The sequence below is a fragment of the Synechococcus sp. CS-1333 genome, assembly GCF_025128015.1.
In the GTDB taxonomy this organism is placed as follows: Bacteria; Cyanobacteriota; Cyanobacteriia; order PCC-6307; family Cyanobiaceae; genus MW101C3.
Genome location: NZ_JAHLYO010000027.1, coordinates 1 through 21,654, shown reverse-complemented (window position 1 = coordinate 21,654; position 21,654 = coordinate 1). Strand labels below are relative to the sequence as shown.

Sequence of the window (21,654 nt, the reverse complement as noted above, 5' to 3'; positions counted from 1 at the left end):
TGTCTCATCCCCCCTGCCATGCCTCTTCAACTCGGTGACACCGTCCCCGATTTCACCCAGGATTCCCAGCTGGGTCCGATCAACCTCTACGACTTCGCCGGCGACAGCTGGGTCGTGCTGTTTTCCCACCCGGCCGACTACACCCCTGTGTGCACCACGGAGCTGGGTGAAGTGGCCCGCCTGCGCCCGGAGTGGGAGAAGCGCAATGTCAAGACGATTGCCCTGAGCGTTGATTCCGCCGAGAGCCACAAAGGCTGGATCGGCGACATCAATGAAACCCAGTGCACGATCGTTGATTATCCGATCCTGGCGGATGCGGACAAATCAGTGAGCGATCTGTACGGGATGATCCACCCGAAGGCGCTGAACAACCTCACCGTGCGTTCGGTGTTCATCATCGATCCCAGCAAGAAACTGCGTCTGCAGATCACCTATCCCGCCAGCACGGGCCGGAACTTCCATGAAATCCTCCGGGTGATCGATTCCCTGCAGCTCACCGATCACCACCAGGTGGCCACACCGGTGAACTGGCAGCAGGGCGACGACTGCGTCGTGGTTCCCTCGATCTCCACCGAAGACGCCCGGGCCAAGTTCCCCAAAGGCGTCACTGAGGTCAAGCCCTACCTGCGCATGACCCCCCAGCCCAACACGTGAGCACACGATCGGGCTGGCAGCACCGTTTCATCGTTCCGCAGTTCACCCTGGTGACAGGGATGCTGATGGTCGCCGTGGGCACCGTGGTGATGGCCAGCCCGTTCTGCTCCAACGACGACGTGTGCTGGTGGGGCTGATTCTCACCAGCGGCCTCGGGCTGATGGCGTTGACGTTCAGCGGAGCCAGCCCGGGCGGCACCGGCGTTGCCACCACAACCACCACATTCGCCCTGCTTCGTGCTGTGCGTGGTGGCCATGGCCCCGGTGCTTGGCCTTCGACGCCGTTGGGCTCAATGTGGGCGTCACCGCCCAGTTCAACCGCTGGGGGCAGGTGGTGATGATGGTGGGCATGGTTGTGGGCCGGGCGGGGATTCTGCTGCTGCTCTCCTCCCTCTACCCCAACAGGACCCACAATCGTGTGGGCTATCCCCGCGAAGAGCTCTCCCTCTGATCGTCATGCGCCTTTCCCTGTGTCCCCTGCCATTGCACCGCTCATGACCCAGTGGTGGCAGTGGCAAGGTGGCAGTGACACGGTGTCGAGAAGCTTCGCTGTGATCGGCGTGGGCCGCTTCGGCAGTGCCGTCTGCAAGGAGTTGCTCCGCTTCGATGCGGAAGTGCTGGCCATCGACAACTCCCAGCGGGCGATCGATGAAATGCGCCAGGTGGATCCAGCCATCGAGGCGCGGGTCGTGGACTGCACCGATGAGGAAGCGCTGCGCGCAGCTGGCGCCCTTGATGTGGGCACGGTGGTGGTGGCGATCAGTGAGCCGATCGAGGCGAGCATCACCGCCACCTTGATCGTCAAGGATGCTCCCGGCAGCCGCGTGCGCCAGGTGATCGCGCGGGCCACCAGCGATCTGCACGAAAAGATGCTCCGGCGGGTCGGCGCCGATCGGGTGGTGTTCCCCTCGAAGATGCAGGGCACCCGGCTCGGCATGGAGTTGGTGCGGCCCAACTTGCTGGAGCGGCTGCGTCTCGACGACCGCAACAGCATCGAGGAGATCAAGGTGCCAACGGCGTTCGTGGGTCGCTCGCTGCGCGATCTGAACCTGCGCAAGAACCACGACGTCAGTGTGTTGGCGGCCGGTCCCCAGAACCACCTCACCGTGAACCCTCCGGCCTCCCACGTGCTCAACGAGGACGAACTGCTGGTGGTGATGGGCAGCAGCGAGGCGCTCGAGGCCCTTCCCTCCCATTGAGCCGATGAAGGTTCTGGGCCTGATGAGCGGCACAAGCGCCGATGGCATCGACGCCGTGCTGGCCAGCTTTGAAGGTCCTTGCGACCATCCCCGTTGGCGTGTCTTGCACAGCACCTCGACCCCCTACCCCGAGCAGCTGCGCTCCCAGTTGGTGGCGGTGGGTCAGGGGGAGCCACACACCGCTGCCGCGCTATTGGATCTGGCGGAGGCGGTCACCGTCGAACAGGCGCGCGCCGCCCGCAGCTGCGATCCTGCCGGCGAGGCGGAGCTGGTGGGCTGCCATGGCCAGACCCTCTGGCATCGCCCGCCCACACCCGAAGGTCGCGGTGCCAGCTGGCAACTCCTGCAGGGCCCCCTGCTGGCCCAGCTGTTGGAAACGCCGGTGGTGTTTGATCTGCGCGCCCATGACCTGGCACTCGGCGGGCATGGCGCGCCACTGGTGCCAGCCGCCGATGCCGCGTTGCTGCCACGCATCGGCGGCTGGCGGGCGGTGCTCAACCTCGGTGGCATCGCCAATCTCTCCTTGCTGCCGCCGGCCAGTGGCCCGGAGCGGCAGGCCCCGGTGACGGGCTGGGACTGCGGCCCGGCCAACACCCTGATCGACCTTGCGGTGGCGCAGTTCAGCGATGGCCGCCTCGGCTACGACCGCGATGGCGCCTGGGCTGCCCGCGGCAAGGTGCAGAACGCCTTGATCGCCCGTTGGCTGCAGGACGACTATTTCCACTTGCCAGCGCCGAAGTCCACCGGCCGCGAACTGTTCGGCCAGGAGGATCTGCGCCGCCGCCTGCAGGAACTCGCCCTGGCAGCCGAACCCGAGAACTCAGGACTTGCCACCCAGCAGGCAGATGCACTTGCCACCCTCACCGCCTTCAGTGCGGCGGTTGTCGCTCAGGACCTGGAGCGGGGCACCCGGCCAGTGGAGCTGGTACTGGCAGGCGGCGGCGCCCACAACGGCACGCTGGTGCGTGAGCTCCGCCAGCGCTGCCGCGGCGTGATGGTGCGGCCCCTGTCGGAGCTGGGGGTGGAGCCGGCCCAGCGGGAAGCGCTGGGTTTCGCACTGCTGGCCTGGTGGCACCACCACTGCCATCCCGGTTCCCTGCCTTCCGTCACAGGGGCCTCCCGCAGCGCAGTGCTGGGCGTGCGCGCAACTCCCACCACCTGAGCGCCCGCCACTGCCGCCGCCGCAGGCACCGGCCAACCCAAGCCGCGGTCAACCGGCGGACCAGAAAAGCCGTTCAGCTCGCCGGCCGGTAGAGCCGTAGGCGCCGCGGCGCCCCCCGCAGACGACCTGGTCCATTGCGTTGCTGCCGCTCCAGGGCTTGGCGGAACTGATCGGTGCGCAACTGGCGCTGACTGCGGGCATCGCGCGGCCGTTCCGGCGGCAGCTCGGGCGGCGGCTGATCGAGACGATCCAGACCCTGCTGGATGAGCACCTTGGCCATGTTGCTGACCGTGCGCGACTCCGCCTCCGCCACCGCGGCGAGCCGCTCACAGAGTTCTTCAGGCAGCACCACCTGAATGCGAGGTGACTTGGGGCGGCCGCTGGCGGAGGTCTGACGGGTGGCCACGGCCCCAGGGTGCGCTTGCTCTACACACGAGTGTACAGAGGTGCACAGGGATAGTATCCAGCCGTATGCTTGTGGAGCTCTGCGCATGCGCCGCCCCCAAGCCATGACCAAAGCCACGACCGAAGCCATGACGAAAGCCGTGACAAGGGCTGTGACCCGGGCCACGGACGGGCCCACCACCCCCGGCGACACCAAGGCAAGCCAGGTGGCAGCCTCGAAACCCGCCAGGCGCGCCGCCAGCACTGCAGCCCGCGCCGCCGGCAGCAGCGATCGATCGGGCCGTGGCGCCGAGAAAAGTGACGTGCTCGTGTCCGCCGTGATCAGCACGTATCTGCTCACCCATCTGCACCACGTTCTTCAGCGCGCGGAGTTCGCCGCAGCCCAGGAGGGCCACAAATCCCAGGCCTCCAACTACGCCCAGCTGCGCAAGGTGCTCTGCCTCGACGCCCGCACCATGGAAGATGCCTCCGCGTCCGAACAGGAGGAGCTCGACTCGCCCTGCGCGGCCTGAAGCGAGCGCCCCTGTCCCGCTGGCCAAGCAACGCTCAGACGCACCCTGTCACAGGCCCGGCCGGCGATTTCCACGGCGCAGGAATGCATCCGGCAAGGTGTTGGGACGGTATTCGGGGAACGCCGACCCCACCTTGAACGCCTTCCCTCTGATTCCTTCGGCCTCGCTGGCCCCCGCCCTGCTGCCGGTGCTGTTGGTGCTGGCGGCGGCCCGCTGGCTCACCCACCGGCCTGAAGCCCTGCGTCCGCTGGCGGCGCGCCGATTGGCGGCGGCCCTGCTGCTGTTTCTGGTGCTGCGCTACCTGGTGTGGCGGGTGGGCTTCAGCCTCAACACCTCATCAGCGCTGGCGCTCACCCTCTCTCTGGTGCTGCTGGGCTGCGAAGCCTTCCTGCTGGGCACCGGCATGATGCAGATCCTGCTCAGCTGGCGCGCGATTCCGCCACGGGAGCGGCAGGCCGATCGACTCGAAGCCTGTTTCCGCGCCGGAACCTGGCAGCCGCCGGTGGATGTGCTGATTCCCACCTGCGGCGAGCCGCTGGCGGTCTTGCGGCGCTGTCTGGTGGGCGTGACAGCGATGCGTTATCCCCACAAGCGCGTGTTCGTGCTCGACGACAGCGGCCGCGCAGAGGTGGAAGAGCTCGCCAACCGCCTCGGTTGCACTTACCTCAGCCGCCCCGATCGCCGCGGCGCCAAGGCGGGCAATCTGAATTTCGGTCTCAGCCACAGCCATGCGGAACTGGTGGCGGTGTTCGATGCCGACTTCATCCCGCAGACCCACTTTCTCGAGCGCACGCTCGGCTTCTTTCTGGAGGCGGATGTGGCGCTGGTGCAGACCCCCCAGACCTTCATCAACGCCGACCCGCTGATGCGCAACCTGGCGATGGAGCGCTGGCTGCTTCCCGATGAGGAGAGCTTCTACCGCTGGATCCAGCCGGTGCGGGATGGCAACGCCGCCGTCGTCTGTGCCGGCACCTCCTTCGTGGTGCGGCGTTCGGCGCTGGCGGCCATCGGTGGGTTCAATCCGGGGGCGCTCTCCGAGGATTTCGTGGCCGGCCTGGAGCTCACCGCCCGCGGCCATCGCCTCGTGTACCTGCCAGAGAAGCTCAGCGCCGGACTGGCGGCCGAAACGATGGCCGATTTCGTCCAGCAGCGCTTGCGCTGGTGCACCGGCACCCTGCAGACCCTGCGCCTGAACGCCAATCCTCTGCGGCTGCGGGGGCTCTCGGCACAGCAGCGCTTCTCCTACAGCGAGGGGCTGCTGCACTGGTTCAACAACCTGCCCCGGCTGATCCTGCTGCTGATGCCGTTGTGTGTGGGGCTGCTGGGCATCCTGCCGATCCGCATGACGCTCGAGCAGTTTCTCGTTTATGCCCTGCCCGTGCTCTGCAGCCAACTGGCCCTGGTGGGCTGGCTCACCCGCGGCTCCCGCCATGCCCTGCTGCCGGAGCTGATGAGCTGGCTGCTGGCGGTGCCACTGGCGATCACCGTGCTGCGCAGCCTGGTGATGCCGGCTGGAGGCTTCACGATCACGCCCAAGCACCGCCTGCGCCAGCACGGCGGAGGCGCCTGGTCGTTGATGCTGCCTCTGCTCGTGCTGCTGGTGGTCAACCTCGCCAATCTCGGCGCCGTGCTGCTGCAACTGCAGGCGGGCCCGCTGGCTCCCACCACCCACTGGGTGGGGCTGTTCTGGGGCGGCCTCAACACCTTTGCCCTGCTGGTGGCGTTGCGCTGCTGCATCGATCCCCCCTGTCTCGATCCCACCCCCTGGCTGGCGCTCCACCTGCCGGTCCAGCTGCGGGCGGAGGGGATCACCTGCACGCTCCAGGTCGAAGCCATCAGCGAGCGGGGATTGGAAGGCCGCCTCACCGCCGACCTGCCGCCGTTCAGCGAGGCCACCCTGCAGCTGCCTGGCCTGCCGGCCCCCCTGCCGGCCAGCTGCCTGGCCAAGCGGAAACGGAACGTGGCACTGGCCTGGGAGGCGCTCAGCTGGGACAGCCACAACGCGCTCATTGAGTTTCTGTACTGCACCCCGGGCAGCTGGCCGCAGCGTCAGGCTCCGCCGGAGTGGAAGGCGCTGGCGGTGCTGTTCTCCCAGCTGCTGCGGGCCCCGCGGGAGGCACGCCCCTTCCGCCGCAGCCTGGTGCCGAAGTCCATCAACACCACACAATCTCTCGCCCCACTCACCAGCCACCCATAACGTCGAACCAGATCAACGGCTCCCATCCGTTTCCATGACAGATTCCAGCGCTGCTCCAACCCCCGTTGCCGAGCTGTACGCCCGCATCCAGCAAGACCACGAGCTCACCCAGTTGCTGTTCCGCCAGGCGCTGCAAGACCCGAAGGGCACCTTGCAGCGGATCGTGGAACTGGGCGCGCAATGGAATCTGCCCGTCACCGCCGAGCAGGTCAAGGAGCATCTGGCCAGCCACGATGAAGGCACGCGGCAGTGGCTGGTCAAGGCGCGCGGCGGGCTCTGATCGAGGCGCGCAGCTACCTGCTCAGGCCAGGCCAACGAGCTCTACGTAACCCAGCCGGCGTGGCTCTGCGCAAGCCCCTTGGCGCACGTCTGATGAAGAGGGACGTGCGCCCGCTCAGGGGTGTGTGCGGTCCGCTGGCAGCGGCAGGTTTCCCCCTGCTAACGGCGCGGCTGTTCCTTGGGGGCGCGCCAGCTCGGTTCCCGTTCCTTCCGGCATGGGCGTCAGGCTGCGCGGAGCCAGGCGATCGGAGCGGCCACCCTGCGACCAGCTGAAGAACAGCCAGTAACTCACCAGTGCCAGACCGGCGGCCACCACCAGCGCCGCCACTTGCTCCAGTCGTTTCACCATGGCTCCAGCCGGTGGGCCATCATCGCGGCGCCTTTCTCCTCCCTCCAGTGTGCCGATACGGTTCCAGGCGGGCACAGGCGTGATGATGGGACACAACTCCCAATACCCCCCACGCTGTGCTTCGTCTGGAACGCGTCTCAAAGCTTTACCCCACCGGCGAAGCGCTGCGCGACGTCACCTGGGAAGTGAAGCCAGGCGACCGGATCGGTCTGGTGGGGGTGAACGGTGCCGGCAAATCCACCCAGCTGAGGCTGATCGCCGGGCTTGAGGAACCCAGCAGCGGCCAGGTGGTGCGCCAGGGGAATCCCCGCATCGTGTACCTCAAGCAGGAATTCGATGTGGATCCCAGCCGCACCGTGCGGGAGGAGCTCTTCCAGGCGTTCGGGGAGGCCGCCGAGGTGCTGATCCGTCAGCATCGGGTGGAGCATGAAATGGCGAGCGAGCAGGCCAGCGCCGACCCCGATCATCTCGACGATCTGATCCACGAACTGGGGCGGCTGCACAGCCGCTTCGAAGCCCTGCACGGCTACGAGCTCGACGCCCGCATCGACAAGCTCCTGCCCACGATCGGCTTCACCCCCGAATCCGCCGACCTGCCGGTGGGCGACTATTCCGGCGGTTGGCAGATGCGGATCGCGCTCGGCAAGGTCCTGCTGCAGGATCCCGATCTGCTGCTGCTCGACGAACCCACCAACCACCTGGATGTGGAAACGATCCAGTGGCTGGAGGGTTACCTGGTGGCCCAGCCCGTGCCGATCGTCGTGGTCAGTCACGACCGCACCTTCCTCGACAGGATCTGCAACCAGATCGTGGAAACCGAGCGCGGCATCTCCCGCACCTACCTGGGCAACTACAGCCAGCACCTCGAGCAGAAGGCACTGGAGAGGGAAGCCACCCAGGCCGCCTTCGAACGCCAGCAGAAGGAACTGGCGGGCCAGCAGGCCTACATCGACCGCTTCCGCGCCAGCGCCACCCGCAGCACCCAGGCCAAGAGCCGCGAAAAGCTGCTGGAGAAGGTGGAGCGGATCGAAGCTCCGCTGGAAGGGGTGTCCGGCCCCAGCTTCCAGTTCCCGCCGGCGCCCCGCTCCGGCCGGCAGGTGGCGCTGATCGAAGACATGAGCCACAGCTACGGCGACCGGATCCTGTTTCTCGGCGCGGGTCTTGAGGTGGAGCGGGGCGATCGGATCGCCTTTGTCGGCCCCAATGGCGCCGGAAAATCGACGCTGCTGCGCCTGGTGATGGGTCTGGAGCCGGTGGACGAGGGCATCGCCCGCCTTGGCGATCACAACGTGGTGCCGGGTTACTTCGAGCAGAACCAAGCCGAGGCACTCGATCTGGAGAAAACCGTGATCGACACCCTGTTCGAGGCGGTGCCCGACTGGACCCAGACCCAGGTGCGCTCCCTGCTGGGCAGCTTCTGCTTCAGCAACGATGCGGTGTTCAAACAGGTGGGGCAGCTCAGCGGCGGCGAAAAGGCGCGGCTGGCTCTGGCGTTGATGCTGCTCACTCCCTGCAACCTGCTGATCCTTGACGAGCCCACCAACCACCTCGACATCCCCGCCAAGCAGATGCTCGAGCAGGCACTGCAGGAGTACGACGGGGCGGCGCTGATCGTCTCCCACGACCGCTATTTCATCGCCCAGGTGGCCAACCGCATCGTGGAGCTGCGCGATGGCGAGCTGGTGCTCTACCGGGGGGATTACGCCTACTACCTGGAGAAAAAGCGCGAAGAGGCCGAAGCCGAGCGGCTGGAGCAGGAGGTCCAGGCCCGTCGCGCCAGAACGGCCGCCAACAAGGAAAAGCAACAGGCCAAAGCGGCCTCGCGCAAGACCCGCCAGGACTGAGCGCGGCCGCCCGCAGCCAGGGCAAGCCACAGCGCCAACCTCAGACGGTTGACCACCAGGAAGCAGGGGTACCAACCGAAAGCAACCGGACCAATCGGTGCATCCCACCGGCCCCTCAACGCCTGATCACCCGCTGTCGGAGCCGGGCTCAGCGGTGCCGGGTCAGTGGTGCCCAGGCCTGTTGAGCGGAGCGCCAACCATGGCCAGGCCCGCTTCCCGCCACTCCACACCCGCTTACGGCCGGATGCATCACATGGACCTGAGGCAGGAGAAGCGCCTGAGAGCCCGCTCTATGCAGCAGTTACCACAGAAAACTTCATGAAGGCTTAGGCAGGAAAACTCATTTTCCTGGACCCCTCCTATTGATCTGCATATCCTGACCGTATCCCACGCCGCAGGACCAATGAGCGATCCCCGTCTGTCCTCCCCCTCCTCCTTTGGCGCCGACGCCCTTGACGCCGGCATGATCGCCATGGATGCTGCCCACGGGCGAGATGCCGCAGGAGACTCTGTTGAGTCTTACTTCGAATGCATCACCACTTGCTCACTGGATGATGGTGCCTGCATCACCGAGTGTGTAGAGCAATTGCGGATGCACCACTGATCCCTGGGCGCGAGACCCGCCATGGTGGGACCCTGACACGATCCCCTTAACTCTGTGGCGATCGATACGAGCGACCTCGAAACACTTCGTAGCATTGGGGCGGTTCATTGATCCGCCGCGATGCCAGGAATGTCCGAACCGCTCGCCCTCACCCTTGGCCAGCAATTTGAGTTGGAGCGCATGACCCGCGTCATCGACTCCACCGGAGACGCCCAGTCGCTGCGCGGTCTGGCCAAACAGCTGCTCCAGGCCTGGCAAACCCAGCGAGCCGCTACCGAGTGGATGATGCGCCAGCAGCTTGGCAGTCCGCCGAGCCGCCTCAGCGACCCTCAGGGGCAGAGCCAGCCCACGGCTCTCAAACTGAATCAGGAGTTTTCCGTGGCTGGCCCGGACGTGCTCTGACGGTGGCCTCTGCACTGTCGCCCCAGCGCTGCCAGCCCCTCCGGCCGGCAGCGCTCAACCAGCGGCTGCATGGTTCAAAAGATCCGATCGCAATGCCGATTGGCGCACGGCCGATTGTCCCAAGGAGGACGGGCCCAAGCCCGTTTGACTCAAGCCTGAACACCAACGAGCAAGCCATTGGGTCTGACGACCCAATGGCTTTTCTCTGACCATTCGCTTCGTGATTCCTCTCGCCAGGGTCTGCAGCAGTGCTCGTTTTTGTGGCCCTGCTGATCACCGTTCGTTTCTGCGAGCTGCTCAGTGGCCCGGATCGCTGGGCACCGGAGATCGATCAGCGCCGCTGGCCCTGGCCCACCATGGCAGTCGGGGTGACCTGAAGGTCGATGTCAGCGCCGTTCCGGATGATGCGCAACGCCATCGGCCGGCCCACACCATTGCTTTCCACGGCGGCGATCATCTGGGCGGGGCCGGGCAGGGGACGCCCCTCGACCGCCACGATCACATCGCCGGGCCGCAGACCCGCTGATGCGGCAGGACTGCCCGGCAGCACCGAGCGCACGAGGGCACCGCGCGGGGCGCTGCCTGGATTTGTGCCGGGCACGTTGTCGAGGCCGACGCCGATCATCGGGTGGTCCACTCGGCCGGTGGCCAGCAGCTGATTCGCGATGCTGCGGGCGCGGTTGATCGGAATCGCAAAACCGAGGCCGGCGCCGGGGCCGGAGCGCACCAGGGTGTTGATCCCCACCACTTCACCATCGGCATTGAGCAAGGGCCCGCCGGAATTGCCGGGATTGATGGCGGCATCGGTCTGGATCAGATCCAGCCGCTTGTCGGTGATGCCCAGCTTGCTCACGTTGCGGTTGAGGTTACTGATGATCCCCATGGTCACGGTGTTATCGAGACCGAAGGGATTGCCCACTGCAATCGCCCAGTCGCCCACCTGCAGCGCATCAGAGTTCCCGAGCCTGGCCACCGGCCACGGCCCTGGGCTCAGCAAACGCACCAAGGCGAGATCGGTGAGCCGGTCAAGCCCCACCACTTTCCCTTCCACCCGGCGCCCATCCTTGAGGCCCACATACACCCGGTCGCTGTTCTCCACCACGTGAGCGTTGGTCAGAAGCAGGCCATCGGCCTGGAAGATCACACCGCTGCCCTGACCCCGCTCGGTGCGCTGGGACGGCTGCTGAGCCTGGGGCAGGTTGAAGAACTGGCGGAAAAAGGGATCAGCCATCAGGCCGCGCGGCAGCCCTGAGCCGCCACCGCTCACCACCGTGCGCTCCGTGTCGATCGTCACCACCGCCGGCCCGGCGCTGCGGACAGCGTCCGCGACGAACGACTGCCGGGAGAGCCCAGGCGCACCGCCTGGCTGAGCCTGGGCCGGCGCAGGAGCGGGCCGGGTGAGCACCGGGGAGGCCAGCAGAACGGCAAGGGGGAGCAGATAAGGCAGCTGGCGGAGAGACAAACGCCTCATGGACATGGCGATCAGAACAGGAACGGGACGTGATTCCGACCGTAACGGTGTTGCCTGGCGTTGAGGAACGCCTGCGGCAGTGAAGGTGTGACGAAGTGCGGCAAAGCGCAGGCTCAAAGGATCTCTGCACGCAAGACGCTCCGCCCCTAGGGTTGAAGAACTTTTATGAATGAATATGGACACAAGCAGCGTTCTGCTGGTGTTTCTCGCCTTTGGCGCCGCCTGCAGCACCCTCTGGGCCTGGAGCATGGCACCCGGGTCTTCAAGCAGGCGATGATGGGCCATGGCCTTCCACGGCCACGGCAGCTTGCCCATCACCGATGGACCCCTTTCTCGCCCGCCTGTTTCCCCTCCTCTACGGCGCCTGCCTGCTTGGCCTGCTGTGGCAGGCGTTCCGGGTGATGGCCAAGGGATTCACAGCGGTCTCCCGACCCGCCGATCTCCCGTTTCCCAGCCCCTTCGCCCCGGTCAGTGCTCAGCCGGAGAGCACTGACCGCACCGGCCGTCTCACCATCCACCCGGAGTTGCTCGACGCCGACGGCAGCCTTACCCAGGAGGATCTGTTGACAGTGCGCTTCAGTGATGGTGCGGAGGAAACGGTTCTTCCTCCGGAAACCCCTTAGCCCAGCCAAGGCGCCATGAACTGCTACCCGCTCTGAGCGGATCCTTGGCTTGCGCACATGCGCACCGGATCAGCCTGCTGCGGTCCCATGGGCTGGTACAACCAGAACGTAGAACCGAATCACGGCGGAGGCCGACAGTTGGATCAGAGAACTCGAATCGTGGCGGCCGTTATGCGCAGCCTCAAACTTCCTCCCCGGTTTCGCCTCCAGCTCACAAAGGAGGATCCGATCCGCCTGGAGCTGAGCCTCACGCCCTCCTACGGCAAGGATCCGATCCTGGTGGGCCTGGTGGAATCCCAGGATCTCGTGGCACGCCGCGATCGGGAGGGCAGGATCCCTCGCGACCTGCAGGGCACCTGGGACTGGACAGTGCGGCACGGCAAGGTCACCACCGGGGGCTGGAACCCCTACCTGAAGGAAGCCCTGCAGACGATGTTTGAAACCGGCTTGCCGGCAGTCGTCTACGAAGAAACCACCGGCGAGGCGTATCACCCGGTGGATGGCGCCCGTCACGTGCGTTGAAAGGCGGCCGGCGGTGCCGTGCGCAACCTGCTGACGATCGGCGTGGCAGCGGCGCTACCCCTGATCAACAGGCAAAGAAACGTGGCTAAGACCACCACCTGTGGTCCAGAGGGGCGCTAAAACGGACGCATCGGTTTCTTCCGTTTTTCTTTATGTCCTCGCTGGCCCTGTCCATCGGACCCCTGGTGAGACTGCTGGCATCCCTCGGGCTGCTCAGCACCGCCCTGCTGGCTCTGATCCTGAAGCTGCTCGGCTGATCCCGCAGCGACCTCCGGCTGACCCCCCGCCTGCGTTGCCGGGGACAATCGTCGGACTGCCGCTGAGATCCGGCATGCAACCGCGCGGTCGTAGCTTCCCTCCGGCCTCTGGCCCGTCCAAGGCCCCCCTGCCGATTGAGGCGGTTCTGCCGGACATCCTGGAGCGGCTTGAGCCGGCCGGATCCACAGTGCTGCTGCACGCCCCCCCCGGAGCAGGCAAGACCACACGTGTCCCGCTGGCGCTACTGCGCCGCCTGCAGGAGCAACTGCCCCAGGCTGAACCCCACACCGTTCTGATGCTGGAGCCCCGGCGTCTGGCGGCCAAGGCCGCCGCACAGCGGCTCGCCGCCAGCCTCGATGAAGCGGTAGGCGGCACGGTGGGCTATCGGGTGCGGCTCGAGCAGCGCTGTTCGGCAGCCACCCGGCTTGAAGTGCTGACCGATGGGCTGTTCCTGCGGCGGCTGCAGGGCGATCCCGCACTCACGGGCGTGTCGTGTGTGATCTTCGACGAGTTTCACGAGCGCCGAGCGGACACGGATCTCGCCCTGGCGTTACTACTGGAATCCCGGCCACTGCTGGCGCCGGAGCTGCGCCTGCTGGTGATGTCGGCCACGCTGGATCTCACCCCGCTGGCCCGCCAGCTGCCGGAGGCCGCAGTGATCCGCAGTGAAGGGAAAAGCTTCCCGGTGCAACTGGCGTACCAGCCCCCGAGGCCGCAGGAGACCCTGGAGCAGCAGGTGGTGCGCGGGCTTGAGCAGCATTGGCTTGAAGCCCGCGGCACAGGCGAAACCGTGCTGGTGTTTCTGCCCGGGCAGCGGGAAATCCTCCAATGCCAACGGGCGATCCAGACCACCGGCTGGGGGGCGCAGCTGGAACTTGCCCCCCTGCACGGTGGCTTGCCGCTGGGAGCGCAGTCGGCGGCCATGCGGGAGGCACGCAGCGAGGCGGGCAAGGTAGTGCTCGCCAGCGTCATCGCCGAGAGCTCGCTCACGATCGCGGGGGTGCGTCTGGTGATCGACAGCGGCCTCAGCCGTCGCAGCCGCTTCGATCACGGCACCGGCATGGATGGGCTGGTCACGCAGCCAGCGAGCCAGGCCTCAGCCACCCAGCGTCAGGGCAGGGCCGGACGACTGGGCCCGGGCCGCTGTCTGCGGCTCTGGTCGCCGGCAGAGCAGCAGCGGCGTCCTCCGTTCGATCTGCCGGAGCTGCTGGAGCGGGATCCCCTGCCGGTGGCCCTGCAACTGGCGCAGTGGGGCGCTGGAGCCGGGGGGTCGTTGCCCTGGCTGGATCCCCCCCCACAGCAGCCATTGCTGGCGGCGATCGACCTGCTGGGCCAGCTCGGAGCCACGGACGTCCACGGCCGCATCACGGCCCATGGCCGTGCCATGGCCCAGCTAGGCCTGCATCCCCGGCTCGCCCACATGCTGCTGATCGCCAAGCAACGCAACCTGCTGCCGTTGGCCTGCGAGCTGGCGGTGCTGCTGGAGGCCCGCGATCCGCTCGGGCTACAGGAAGCCGGCTCGGATCTGCTGCGGCGGCTCGACTGGTTGAGGCAAGGAGGCGCTGACCCTCGCCGTCAGCTCCTGCTCCAACAGCTGGCACAGCTACAGCGGCAAGCGGGCGGGTGGCGCGTGGCCCAACCGTTGGCGACCAGCGGCTTCAGAGCCAGCACGGGTGGCTCTGAAGCCCAGCAGGCGGCCGAGCTGATCGGCTTGGCCTACCCGGAGCAGGTGGCCCTGGCCCGTCAGGAAGCCGGGGGCCGCTTTCTGATGCGTAACGGTCGCGGCGCCCGGCTCCATCCCGGCGATCCGTTGGCGGGCGCCGAGGTCCTGGCCATCGCCCGGGCCGACGCCGGAGGCAGCGAGGCCCGGATTCTGCTGGCCCTCCCCCTGGCGAGGGCCAGCCTGGAGCAGTTGGCCCAGCTGGAAGGCAGCAGCGTGGCAACGGTTCGCTGGGATGGCCAGGAGCAACGGGTGGTGGCCGTGCGGGAGCACCGACTGGGGGCCCTGGTGCTGAGCCGGCGGCCCTGGCAGGACGCCCCACTCGATCAGGTGCAGGACGCCCTGATGGCGGGCCTGCGGGAGCACGGCCTCATCGCCCTGCCCTGGAGCGCCGGCAGCCGGCAGTTGCAGCAACGCCTCTGCCTGGCCCATCGGGAGCTGGGGCCACCCTGGCCAGACCGGAGCGAGGCGGCCCTGGGGGGTGATTTCGGCGCCTGGCTCGGCGATCAACTCGCCGGCCGGCGTTCCCTGCAGGAGTTGCAGGCGCTCGATCTGCAGGAAGCGCTCTGGTCGGGGATCCCCTGGGATTGTCGCCGCGACCTGGACCAGCTCCTGCCTGCCAAGCTGCTGGTGCCGTCCGGACGGCTGGTACCGATCGACTACGGCCACTCTCCCCCCGTGCTGGCCGTGCGGCTGCAGGAGATGTTCGGTTGCAGCCGCACGCCGGCGCTGCTCCAGGGGCGCCTGAACGTAACCCTGCACCTGCTCTCCCCCGCGGGCCGCCCGGTCCAGATCACCCAGGACCTCGACGGCTTCTGGGGCAGCAGCTACCGGCAGGTGCGCGCCGAGCTTCGGGGCCGCTACCCGCGCCATCCCTGGCCGGAGGATCCCCGCCAGGCCCTGCCCACGAGCCGCGCCAAGCCCGCTGCCCGGAAATGACCGCAACATGACGGCGGCGAAGATGTGGCAGCGACGAGCCGACGTCGAAGGGCTGGCCCGAAGTGTCAGTCGAACAGGTGGGCAAAGCCGAAATGCCTCAACCCCTCCGCTATACCCTCACAGCCAGGAGCGCGCGCCGCATAGGTGCGCTGCAGCCGGGGCAGCTCCTGGCGCAGGGCGGGTTCTGCATTGCCCACCATCACGCCCTTGAGGCCGGTCTCGAACATGGCCAGATCGTTGAGGCTGTCGCCGGCGGTGATCACCGTGTTCGGATCCAGCTCCAGCCACTCCACCAGTGCCTGCAGTGTCGAGCCCTTGTTGACTCCCGCCGGCAGCACATCCAGGTAGCGGTCGGCGGAGATGAGGCAATCCACCCCCAAGTCGCTCAGGCGGGACGGCAGGCCCGGGTCGAGCTTGCCAAGATCCACGTCGTAGGCGAGGCGGCGGTGGGCGCTCACCGGCTGGGGGCTGAGCCCGGGCTGGTTCCGCAGCAGAGGGGCCAGCCGTTCCGCGCAGCCCTGCCAGCGGCGATCGATCGGATCCACCAGACCCGGCAGTAGCGCCAGGCTGGTGCCACAGGCCACGGTGGCGCCCACGTCACTGATCACCAGATGGGGAGCTGGTGGCCGCTGGATGGTCTCCTGGAGCAGCAAGCGACCCACGGAGGCCAGATCCCTGCCGGTGCTGAAGACGTGCAGCACCCGGTCGCGGCGCTGCTCCAGCCAGGCGTAGAAGGCGCCTTTGGCCGCCGGACTGCCCTCCAGCAGCGTGCCGTCGAGATCGGTGACGAGCACGAGCTGCGGCTCCCGCGGCAGTCGAGCCACCAGCTGGGCCGTGGCCGGATGGTCGGTCGCGCAGCAACTGATGGCGCGGACATCAGCGGCGGGATGGCCAATGGCGCGGTGGTCGTTGGTGAGATGGTCACCAAAGTGTTGGCCGCCGGCGTGCTGTTTGAAGGGGTGGTTATCGATGGCGGGGTAAACGATGGGATGTCGATCGGTGGGGCGTTGACGGGTGGAGCGTTGATCGCTGAAGCGTGCGGAGTGAACGATCGCGAAGGGGTGGATTGCAGAGCGCTGGGTTGCGGAGGGCTGAACTGCGGCGGGTTGGCTCGCGAAGTGCTGGCCGGCGGCCTCTGCCGCACTTGTCTGTGGCTGTCTGCTGGCTCAATAACTGCTGGCTGTTTGCCGGTTGGTCGTTGGCAGTTGGTAGAACCCTCGGAAACACGGTGGAGCAAGCATCCCCAGAACGGATTCCCGAACCTCCCAACGACAGACCAGCAACTGTCAAGCCATCCCCATCTTTCGTTACGATTTGATCTGTCATTGAGCTTGTGTCATGGCTGACTCCACCTCCCCCCGCTTCGGCTTCGTCAACTTCGCGGAAACCTGGAATGGCCGCCTGGCCATGCTGGGCTTCGTGATCGGCCTGACCACCGAAGTGCTCACCGGCCAGGGAATTCTCTCCCAGATCGGCCTGGGCTGATTTCCTGCCTGAAGCGTCCCATTGGCCTCACCGCTTCTTCAGGAGTGGTGGGGCCTATCCCTTTGACGTTTCACAGTTGGTCTGTCCACTGGTCCACCACGACGACTCCTGATCGGCAAGACTGGGCCTTCCGTGCCGACGTTGCTCGCATGGCTCCGTTCTACGTCAAGAACCGACGCGATGGATCTCGCCTGTTGAGCACGGCCCTCGTGGTGTGCGCCGCGGGATTGGTCCGTTTTGATCACCCCAGCGGCCGATCCATTTTCCTGGTGGCCGCGGCCGTGAGTCTCTACTGGGGTTTCTGCTACGGCCGTCTTGAACGCTGACTCCGCCACCGGTGTTCTCCCCCGCTTCAGCGTCGCCGAACTCAACGTGGCGATCGGCACTTTGATCGAGCGGGGCTTCGCGCCACGCTTCCTGCTCGAAGCCACGGTGTCCCGGCCTCAGCTCAAGAAGGGTCACCTCTGGCTCACGCTGATGGACGAAGAGGCCTCCATTGCCGGTGTGGTGTGGGCTTCCCAGTTGCCGCGTCTCAGCTTTCGCCCCGGCGATGGGGACGGCGTCACGGTGGTGGGGAAGCTGAATTTCTGGCCGGCGCGGGCCAGTCTCTGTGTACAGGTTCTCGACGTTCGGCCAAGCCTCAGCAGTGTTCTGCGTCGTTTTGAGCGGGTCCGCGACCTGCTGGAACCGTCCGGGATCTTCAGTGCCGCCCGCAAACGTCCCCTCCCCGCTCTCCCCGAGGCGATTGCCTTACTCACCAGCGTGCCGAGCGCAGCGCTCGCGGACATGCTTCGCACCGCACGGGAGCGATGGCCGGCCACCCGGATCGTGATCCTGCCGATCCCTGTACAGGGGGGCGTGGAGGACGAGATCTGTCGTGCCATTGCAGCTGCGGGCCGGCACGCCGGCGCCCTCGGCCTTGAGGCGCTGGTGCTGGCCCGTGGTGGGGGGAGCCGTGAAGATCTCTCCGTCTTCGATGGTGAACGACTGGCCCAGGCTCTGGCAACGTGCCCGCTCCCCGTCATCACCGGGCTCGGCCATGAAAGCGACACCACCATCGCTGACCTGGTGGCGGACTATCGGGCCGCCACACCCACCGCTGCGCTGGTGGCCCTGTTGCCGGACCGCACCAGTGCCCTCCAGCGCCTGCGCTCGCTCAGGTCCCAGCTGGGCGACGAATTGCGCTGGCGCCTGCAGAGCCAGCGCCAGAACCTGCTCGCCCTAGCGGCCCAGCGCGACCGCTGCCATCCAGCCCGGGTCCTGCAGGACCGTCGCCAGCGGCTTCAGCAATTGGAGAATCTGCGCGAAGCCCTTTCACCTCAACGCCTGCTGCGGCGGGGCTTCTGTCTGGCCCGTAGCGAGAACGGTCAGCTCGTGCGTTCGCTCAGACAGGTGGGCATCGGCCAGCACCTTCAGCTGGAATGGACTGATGGGCTAGCGGACGTTCAGGTCACCGACACCACCCCCATCGGCGAAGCCATGGTGGAGTCTTCCGTCAGCTTGCCCCTTTCATGACCATACGCAAAAGCAAGCCACAGGCCAAAGCCCACGCAGCAGGCCCCCTTGCCAGCGTTCCGCCCGCCTGGGCTGCGGAGATCGGCGAACTCACATACAGCCAGGCCCTCACGGCACTGGAGCTGGCCCTAGCCCAGCTCCAGTCGGAGGATCTTGAGGTGGAAAGAATGGCGGAGCTCTATCAGTGGGCACTGGCCTACGGCCACCGTTGCGAAGCCGTACTGCAGCAGGTGGAGCAAGAGGTCTTGCAGCTTGAGGTCAACGCAAGTGATCAAGCCACTGCCGCCCCATTCATCGAGACGCAGCCATGACAATCCCGGAACGGTCAGAACGGCCCACTGTCCTTCCGATCACAGGGGCGCCCGCCCGCTCGCATCGACTTCAGTGGCTCTATCTGGCGTTGGCGGTGGCGGGAGCCGTCCTGCCCTGGCTGGCGAATCTGGAGTTCATCCAACTCAGCAACAGCGCCTTTGACCTGGGTCTGTTCCTCCGCCTGGCGAATGCCAATCCGGCGGCGCAGTCTCTTTCGCGTGATCTTTTCATTGGCGCTACAGCCATAACCATCTGGATGGTGGCAGAAGCCCGTCGGCTGCAGGTGAAGGGCATCGCAATCTGCCTCCTCTGCTGTGTGACGCTGGCCTTCGCCTGCGGTGCTCCTTTGTTTCTGTTTCTTCGCGAACGGCGGTTGCAGGAGCTGGACCATACCAACGCAGCCAGCGGATAAGAGCCCGCTGAAATTGCCGCTCAACCGATTGGTGTAGCACTTGCCCCACTCCCGGCGACGTTTGTCGGCGCCATGTGGGGAGGCCGGTCGGCCAATCGGGCGATTCCTGTGCGCATCTGTGAGCATCCGCTCCGTGCGATTGCCGTAGATCCCCTGCAGCAACAGGGCCATCAGCAACTGCTCAGGAGGGATTGAGGGCCAGGCACCCTTGGGGTACAGCCTGAAAAAGCTTGGAGTCAGCCGGTCGAGCACCTAGTCGTCCAACTCCTGTACCTGCCGCATGGGGTGGCGCTTGGGGATTCGGTCCTTGGTTGGGGACGTAGGAGAACAGAGGACCGGTTCGTTCCTGCTGGCCGCGCCTCTGCTCGGTTCCGTTGGGCCAATCTCCCGCGGCTCGGTTGATCGTTTAGCAGCCACATAGAGGCTAGTCACCAGTCTCAGCCGCTTGAGCGTCGGGGATCAGCGATGCCGGCGGTTGAAAAAACCGCTGACAACAGGTTTCAAGCTTCAATGGTGTTCACGGAGACAATCAGTGGGGACATCGGCGATGTCGACAGTGTTGGATGGTTAGGCGGTGCGAACGGTATCAAATGTAGATGTCCGAATCAGAGTCTGTATGTTTACGGCCATGGGTCCCGCTGACTCACTAATCCTCATTATGTGTCGGCCGTTAGCGATGGGAGACCGTACTCACCTGGGGGTCTCCTCAATCTCTTCTGGATACGATCAACACAAACAGTGTCATCGGTACTGGATTATTCCGGCGGTTCGTTGTCACTGATCGGCCTGGCAGCAACGTCAATGGTCACATCGGTTACCTCGCGTTCTAAACCAGTCGTGCGGCTCGCTTGGTCCCTCCCAGGGTCGTCATCGACCTGAATGAAAAGAGAGCGGTTGAACAACGCGGCAGAAAACGGATCTCGCCGTAATCCGGCGTCCATTGGTGCCTGTGTTTGCTGATCGACGCCACGAGCCTGTGGTCCATCTAGATCAAGTCGGGATCCACAGGCCGGGCAGTTCACCGCCGACAGGGTGGTGAGTCCGCAGGTGGGACAAGTGCGCACGCGGCTGCTAATGATTCTCCACGCCACCCATCCACCGCCGGCCAGCAAAAATGGCAGCAGCACAATGATGAGGGTGAGTCCACCCAACAGATCAAGGATGAGCCGTCCAGCAGGTCCCGGTGCCAAGAGCAGCAGAGCACCCAACAGAATCCAGACCCAGGGAATCCGCCGCTCCATCAGCGTTGAAAGCGAGGGTCGCTTTCGATCCACCGCTCCAGAGCCGCAAGCCCCTCAATACCAGCCCAACTGAAAAGCACAACGCCCACCAAAAAGCAAAGCAGGAGGCCAGCCCCCAGCAGTACAGGCACCAAGGCAAGGCTGAGAAGGCCAATCAGAACGATGGAGCCCACACCGGCAGCAAGCAGCAAAAGGCTGGCGGGGAGTGGTCGGAGGGAGAGACCTGGTCGGGCCACGCGTTTACTCCTAGCTCCCATTATCCTCGCGCGAATGGCGCAAGACGATCGGCCGAATCGAGGTGTGGATCGCCCCCACTGCGCCGCCGGCCCAGAACGACGCTCCATGCGATGCCGTAATAAAAAATCAGACCCTGCAACCAGACCCAAAGAGTCAGCACGAGCACACCACTGATCACGCCATAGGCCTGAAAGCGGGTCCCTAGGGAAACTAGACTGCGGCCCACCGCTAAGTTCAACACCAACTGCACCACCCCGATCAACAACGCAGCAGGCAGCAGGGGACGCCAAGGCGTCACCCCTGAAGGCAACACGCGCAAAAGAAGAAGTGCCACCAACACGGAGATGAGCAGCGACCCCACCAGATTCAACACGGTCGGGTCAGGAAGGAAGACCTGGATCAACCAGGAGAAGTGTGAATCAAACATGGAACGCCACGTCTGCGTGCCCATTGATCGGAGGTTAGTGGTGAGCTGATCAATCACCAACAGGAGACCGACTGAACCCACGAATCCAAACGCCTTGAGGCGTTGCAATACAAAGCGGCGCACAGCGAACCAGGGCTGCTGTTGCTGAATGGGAGAGGCAACGGAAGGGATGGCCGAATGATCGCCCCAGAGACGATCAGCCCCACGCTGCAGTGTGAGATAGGCGTTGCTGGAGGTGAGCAACAACATCCCCAACCCAAACCAACCAGCACTGGCCCTGGCAGATTGCAACTTGAGCAGAGTGGTGCGAATCAGTGGCAAAGAAGCCTCGGGGAAAAACTGGGCAGACCAACTGATAATCTGTTCAGTAAGTCCATCCTCTCTACCGAGAATCCCACTCGCAGTAGAGAGCACGATCAGCAACACTGGGAATATGGATTGAAGCGTGTGATATGCAAAGGCCGCACTGAGGTCAATACAGTCACAACGATCCCAGAGGCGATAGGCCCTCCAACCAGTCAGAGCGAGCCTCTTTGCTGCCAGCGGAAGCCTGATCGGCACAGTATCAACACGGCCAGCCTGCATACTTTAAGCACACACCAGCGGCTGCACAGCGCAATTCTTGGCATGGGCAGCTGGATCACGCCTCACAGAGTCCTGTTGCAGCAGCACTTGCTGGGAGCGAAGAGGCGAAACCCATGAACAAATGATGCCCAGCCTGTGTCTTGAATCTCCCCCACCAGCCATCCATCATCCAGCCAACACGCAACCAACAAAAAAGCCACCCTTTCGGGTGGCTTTCAGTGTTTTGCTTCTCTCGATTCATCATCATCAGATGACAAGCTCGATCAACGCAAAACTTGGTAGGAATGAAAAGTTTTATCCT

At 65.5% G+C, this 21,654-nt stretch carries 27 protein-coding genes; 20 read left to right on the top strand and 7 right to left on the bottom strand.

Annotated elements, in window-relative coordinates; translation table 11 throughout:
* Positions 1–18: 18 nt before the first annotated feature.
* The 5 genes from KQ303_RS10225 (at position 19) to KQ303_RS10205 (ending at position 3,014) form a co-directional block, all read left to right on the top strand.
* Positions 19–654, top strand: a complete 636-nt coding sequence (locus tag KQ303_RS10225) for a peroxiredoxin (RefSeq protein WP_094512461.1) — start codon at positions 19–21, stop codon at positions 652–654.
* Positions 651–791: a hypothetical protein gene (locus KQ303_RS10220; RefSeq protein ID WP_259730185.1), complete on the top strand. Its 141-nt coding sequence runs from the start codon at positions 651–653 to the stop codon at positions 789–791. Before KQ303_RS10225 ends, KQ303_RS10220 begins: the two co-directional genes overlap by 4 nt.
* A 130-nt stretch (positions 792–921) precedes the next feature.
* Positions 922–1,104 carry a hypothetical protein gene (locus KQ303_RS10215; protein WP_259730184.1) on the top strand — a complete coding sequence of 61 codons (183 nt, stop codon included), beginning with the start codon at positions 922–924 and terminating at the stop codon, positions 1,102–1,104.
* A gap of 43 nt (positions 1,105–1,147) precedes the next feature.
* Complete coding sequence (locus KQ303_RS10210; protein ID WP_255140766.1) at positions 1,148–1,852, top strand: TrkA family potassium uptake protein; 705 nt, start codon at positions 1,148–1,150, stop codon at positions 1,850–1,852.
* 4 nt (positions 1,853–1,856) lie between these two features.
* Positions 1,857–3,014, top strand: a complete 1,158-nt coding sequence (locus KQ303_RS10205) for an anhydro-N-acetylmuramic acid kinase (RefSeq protein ID WP_259730183.1) — start codon at positions 1,857–1,859, stop codon at positions 3,012–3,014.
* 73 nt (positions 3,015–3,087) lie between these two features.
* On the opposite strand, the gene KQ303_RS10200 is transcribed toward KQ303_RS10205, so the two are convergent.
* On the bottom strand, positions 3,088–3,420 hold the full coding sequence (locus KQ303_RS10200) for a ribbon-helix-helix domain-containing protein (RefSeq protein WP_094512444.1): 333 nt from the start codon (positions 3,418–3,420) through the stop codon (positions 3,088–3,090).
* Positions 3,421–3,547: 127 nt separating this feature from the next.
* On the opposite strand from KQ303_RS10200, the gene KQ303_RS10195 reads away from it, so the two are divergent.
* The 3 genes from KQ303_RS10195 to KQ303_RS10185 all read left to right on the top strand — a co-directional run bounded on the left by KQ303_RS10195 (position 3,548) and on the right by KQ303_RS10185 (position 6,408).
* Positions 3,548–3,931 (top strand): hypothetical protein, encoded by a 384-nt coding sequence (locus KQ303_RS10195; protein ID WP_259730182.1) that lies wholly within the window; start codon positions 3,548–3,550, stop codon positions 3,929–3,931.
* A gap of 133 nt (positions 3,932–4,064) precedes the next feature.
* On the top strand, positions 4,065–6,128 hold the full coding sequence (locus tag KQ303_RS10190; protein WP_259730181.1) for a glycosyltransferase: 2,064 nt from the start codon (positions 4,065–4,067) through the stop codon (positions 6,126–6,128).
* Between the two features lie 34 nt (positions 6,129–6,162).
* The gene (locus tag KQ303_RS10185) at positions 6,163–6,408 is read left to right on the top strand and encodes a hypothetical protein (protein WP_094512441.1); all 246 of its coding nucleotides are present in this window, start codon (positions 6,163–6,165) and stop codon (positions 6,406–6,408) included.
* Between the two features lie 114 nt (positions 6,409–6,522).
* Here KQ303_RS10185 and KQ303_RS10180 read toward each other — a convergent pair whose 3' ends face one another.
* Complete coding sequence (locus KQ303_RS10180; RefSeq protein WP_094512438.1) at positions 6,523–6,756, bottom strand: hypothetical protein; 234 nt, start codon at positions 6,754–6,756, stop codon at positions 6,523–6,525.
* A gap of 116 nt (positions 6,757–6,872) precedes the next feature.
* Between KQ303_RS10180 and KQ303_RS10175 the strand changes: the two genes are divergently transcribed.
* From KQ303_RS10175 to KQ303_RS10165, 3 genes are all read left to right on the top strand, one after another.
* Positions 6,873–8,600: an ABC-F family ATP-binding cassette domain-containing protein gene (locus KQ303_RS10175; RefSeq protein WP_259730180.1), complete on the top strand. Its 1,728-nt coding sequence runs from the start codon at positions 6,873–6,875 to the stop codon at positions 8,598–8,600.
* Between the two features lie 403 nt (positions 8,601–9,003).
* Complete coding sequence (locus tag KQ303_RS10170) at positions 9,004–9,204, top strand: hypothetical protein (protein WP_259730309.1); 201 nt, start codon at positions 9,004–9,006, stop codon at positions 9,202–9,204.
* A gap of 129 nt (positions 9,205–9,333) precedes the next feature.
* A complete protein-coding gene (locus KQ303_RS10165; RefSeq protein WP_259730179.1) occupies positions 9,334–9,606 on the top strand; it encodes a hypothetical protein in 273 nt (90 codons plus the stop codon).
* A 331-nt stretch (positions 9,607–9,937) separates the two neighbouring features.
* Here KQ303_RS10165 and KQ303_RS10160 read toward each other — a convergent pair whose 3' ends face one another.
* Entirely contained in the window at positions 9,938–11,083 is a 1,146-nt protein-coding gene (locus tag KQ303_RS10160) for a trypsin-like peptidase domain-containing protein (RefSeq protein ID WP_094512423.1), read from the bottom strand.
* A 314-nt stretch (positions 11,084–11,397) separates the two neighbouring features.
* Between KQ303_RS10160 and KQ303_RS10155 the strand changes: the two genes are divergently transcribed.
* From KQ303_RS10155 to hrpB, 3 genes are all read left to right on the top strand, one after another.
* A complete protein-coding gene (locus tag KQ303_RS10155; RefSeq protein ID WP_094512419.1) occupies positions 11,398–11,700 on the top strand; it encodes a DUF2973 domain-containing protein in 303 nt (100 codons plus the stop codon).
* Positions 11,701–11,838: 138 nt separating this feature from the next.
* Positions 11,839–12,222 (top strand): hypothetical protein, encoded by a 384-nt coding sequence (locus tag KQ303_RS10150; RefSeq protein WP_259730178.1) that lies wholly within the window; start codon positions 11,839–11,841, stop codon positions 12,220–12,222.
* A gap of 331 nt (positions 12,223–12,553) precedes the next feature.
* Positions 12,554–15,139: an ATP-dependent helicase HrpB gene (hrpB, locus tag KQ303_RS10145; RefSeq protein ID WP_259730177.1), complete on the top strand. Its 2,586-nt coding sequence runs from the start codon at positions 12,554–12,556 to the stop codon at positions 15,137–15,139.
* A gap of 65 nt (positions 15,140–15,204) precedes the next feature.
* Here hrpB and KQ303_RS10140 read toward each other — a convergent pair whose 3' ends face one another.
* Positions 15,205–15,963 (bottom strand): HAD family hydrolase, encoded by a 759-nt coding sequence (locus tag KQ303_RS10140; protein ID WP_233132922.1) that lies wholly within the window; start codon positions 15,961–15,963, stop codon positions 15,205–15,207.
* An 18-nt stretch (positions 15,964–15,981) separates the two neighbouring features.
* Here KQ303_RS10140 and KQ303_RS10135 point away from each other — a divergent pair, with 18 nt between their 5' ends.
* The 6 genes from KQ303_RS10135 to KQ303_RS10110 all read left to right on the top strand — a co-directional run bounded on the left by KQ303_RS10135 (position 15,982) and on the right by KQ303_RS10110 (position 18,863).
* Positions 15,982–16,485, top strand: coding sequence for a hypothetical protein (locus KQ303_RS10135; protein WP_259730176.1), 504 nt, complete (start codon positions 15,982–15,984; stop codon positions 16,483–16,485).
* Positions 16,478–16,624, top strand: coding sequence for a chlorophyll a/b-binding protein (locus KQ303_RS10130; RefSeq protein WP_094512408.1), 147 nt, complete (start codon positions 16,478–16,480; stop codon positions 16,622–16,624). The genes KQ303_RS10135 and KQ303_RS10130 overlap by 8 nt, the downstream gene beginning before the upstream one ends.
* A gap of 149 nt (positions 16,625–16,773) precedes the next feature.
* On the top strand, positions 16,774–16,950 hold the full coding sequence (locus KQ303_RS10125) for a hypothetical protein (protein WP_259730175.1): 177 nt from the start codon (positions 16,774–16,776) through the stop codon (positions 16,948–16,950).
* A complete protein-coding gene (gene xseA, locus KQ303_RS10120; protein ID WP_259730174.1) occupies positions 16,940–18,139 on the top strand; it encodes an exodeoxyribonuclease VII large subunit in 1,200 nt (399 codons plus the stop codon). Before KQ303_RS10125 ends, xseA begins: the two co-directional genes overlap by 11 nt.
* Positions 18,136–18,450 carry an exodeoxyribonuclease VII small subunit gene (xseB, locus tag KQ303_RS10115; RefSeq protein WP_259730173.1) on the top strand — a complete coding sequence of 105 codons (315 nt, stop codon included), beginning with the start codon at positions 18,136–18,138 and terminating at the stop codon, positions 18,448–18,450. The genes xseA and xseB overlap by 4 nt, the downstream gene beginning before the upstream one ends.
* Positions 18,451–18,539: 89 nt before the next feature.
* Positions 18,540–18,863 (top strand): DUF2834 domain-containing protein, encoded by a 324-nt coding sequence (locus KQ303_RS10110; RefSeq protein ID WP_311134144.1) that lies wholly within the window; start codon positions 18,540–18,542, stop codon positions 18,861–18,863.
* Between the two features lie 755 nt (positions 18,864–19,618).
* Here the strand turns inward: KQ303_RS10110 and KQ303_RS10105 are convergent.
* The 3 genes from KQ303_RS10105 to KQ303_RS10095 form a co-directional block, all read right to left on the bottom strand.
* On the bottom strand, positions 19,619–20,104 hold the full coding sequence (locus KQ303_RS10105) for a zinc ribbon domain-containing protein (RefSeq protein WP_259730171.1): 486 nt from the start codon (positions 20,102–20,104) through the stop codon (positions 19,619–19,621).
* 256 nt (positions 20,105–20,360) lie between these two features.
* Positions 20,361–21,353: a YihY/virulence factor BrkB family protein gene (locus KQ303_RS10100; protein WP_259730170.1), complete on the bottom strand. Its 993-nt coding sequence runs from the start codon at positions 21,351–21,353 to the stop codon at positions 20,361–20,363.
* A gap of 55 nt (positions 21,354–21,408) precedes the next feature.
* A partial coding sequence (locus KQ303_RS10095) for a hypothetical protein (protein WP_259730169.1) occupies positions 21,409–21,654 on the bottom strand: 246 nt, incomplete at its 5' end.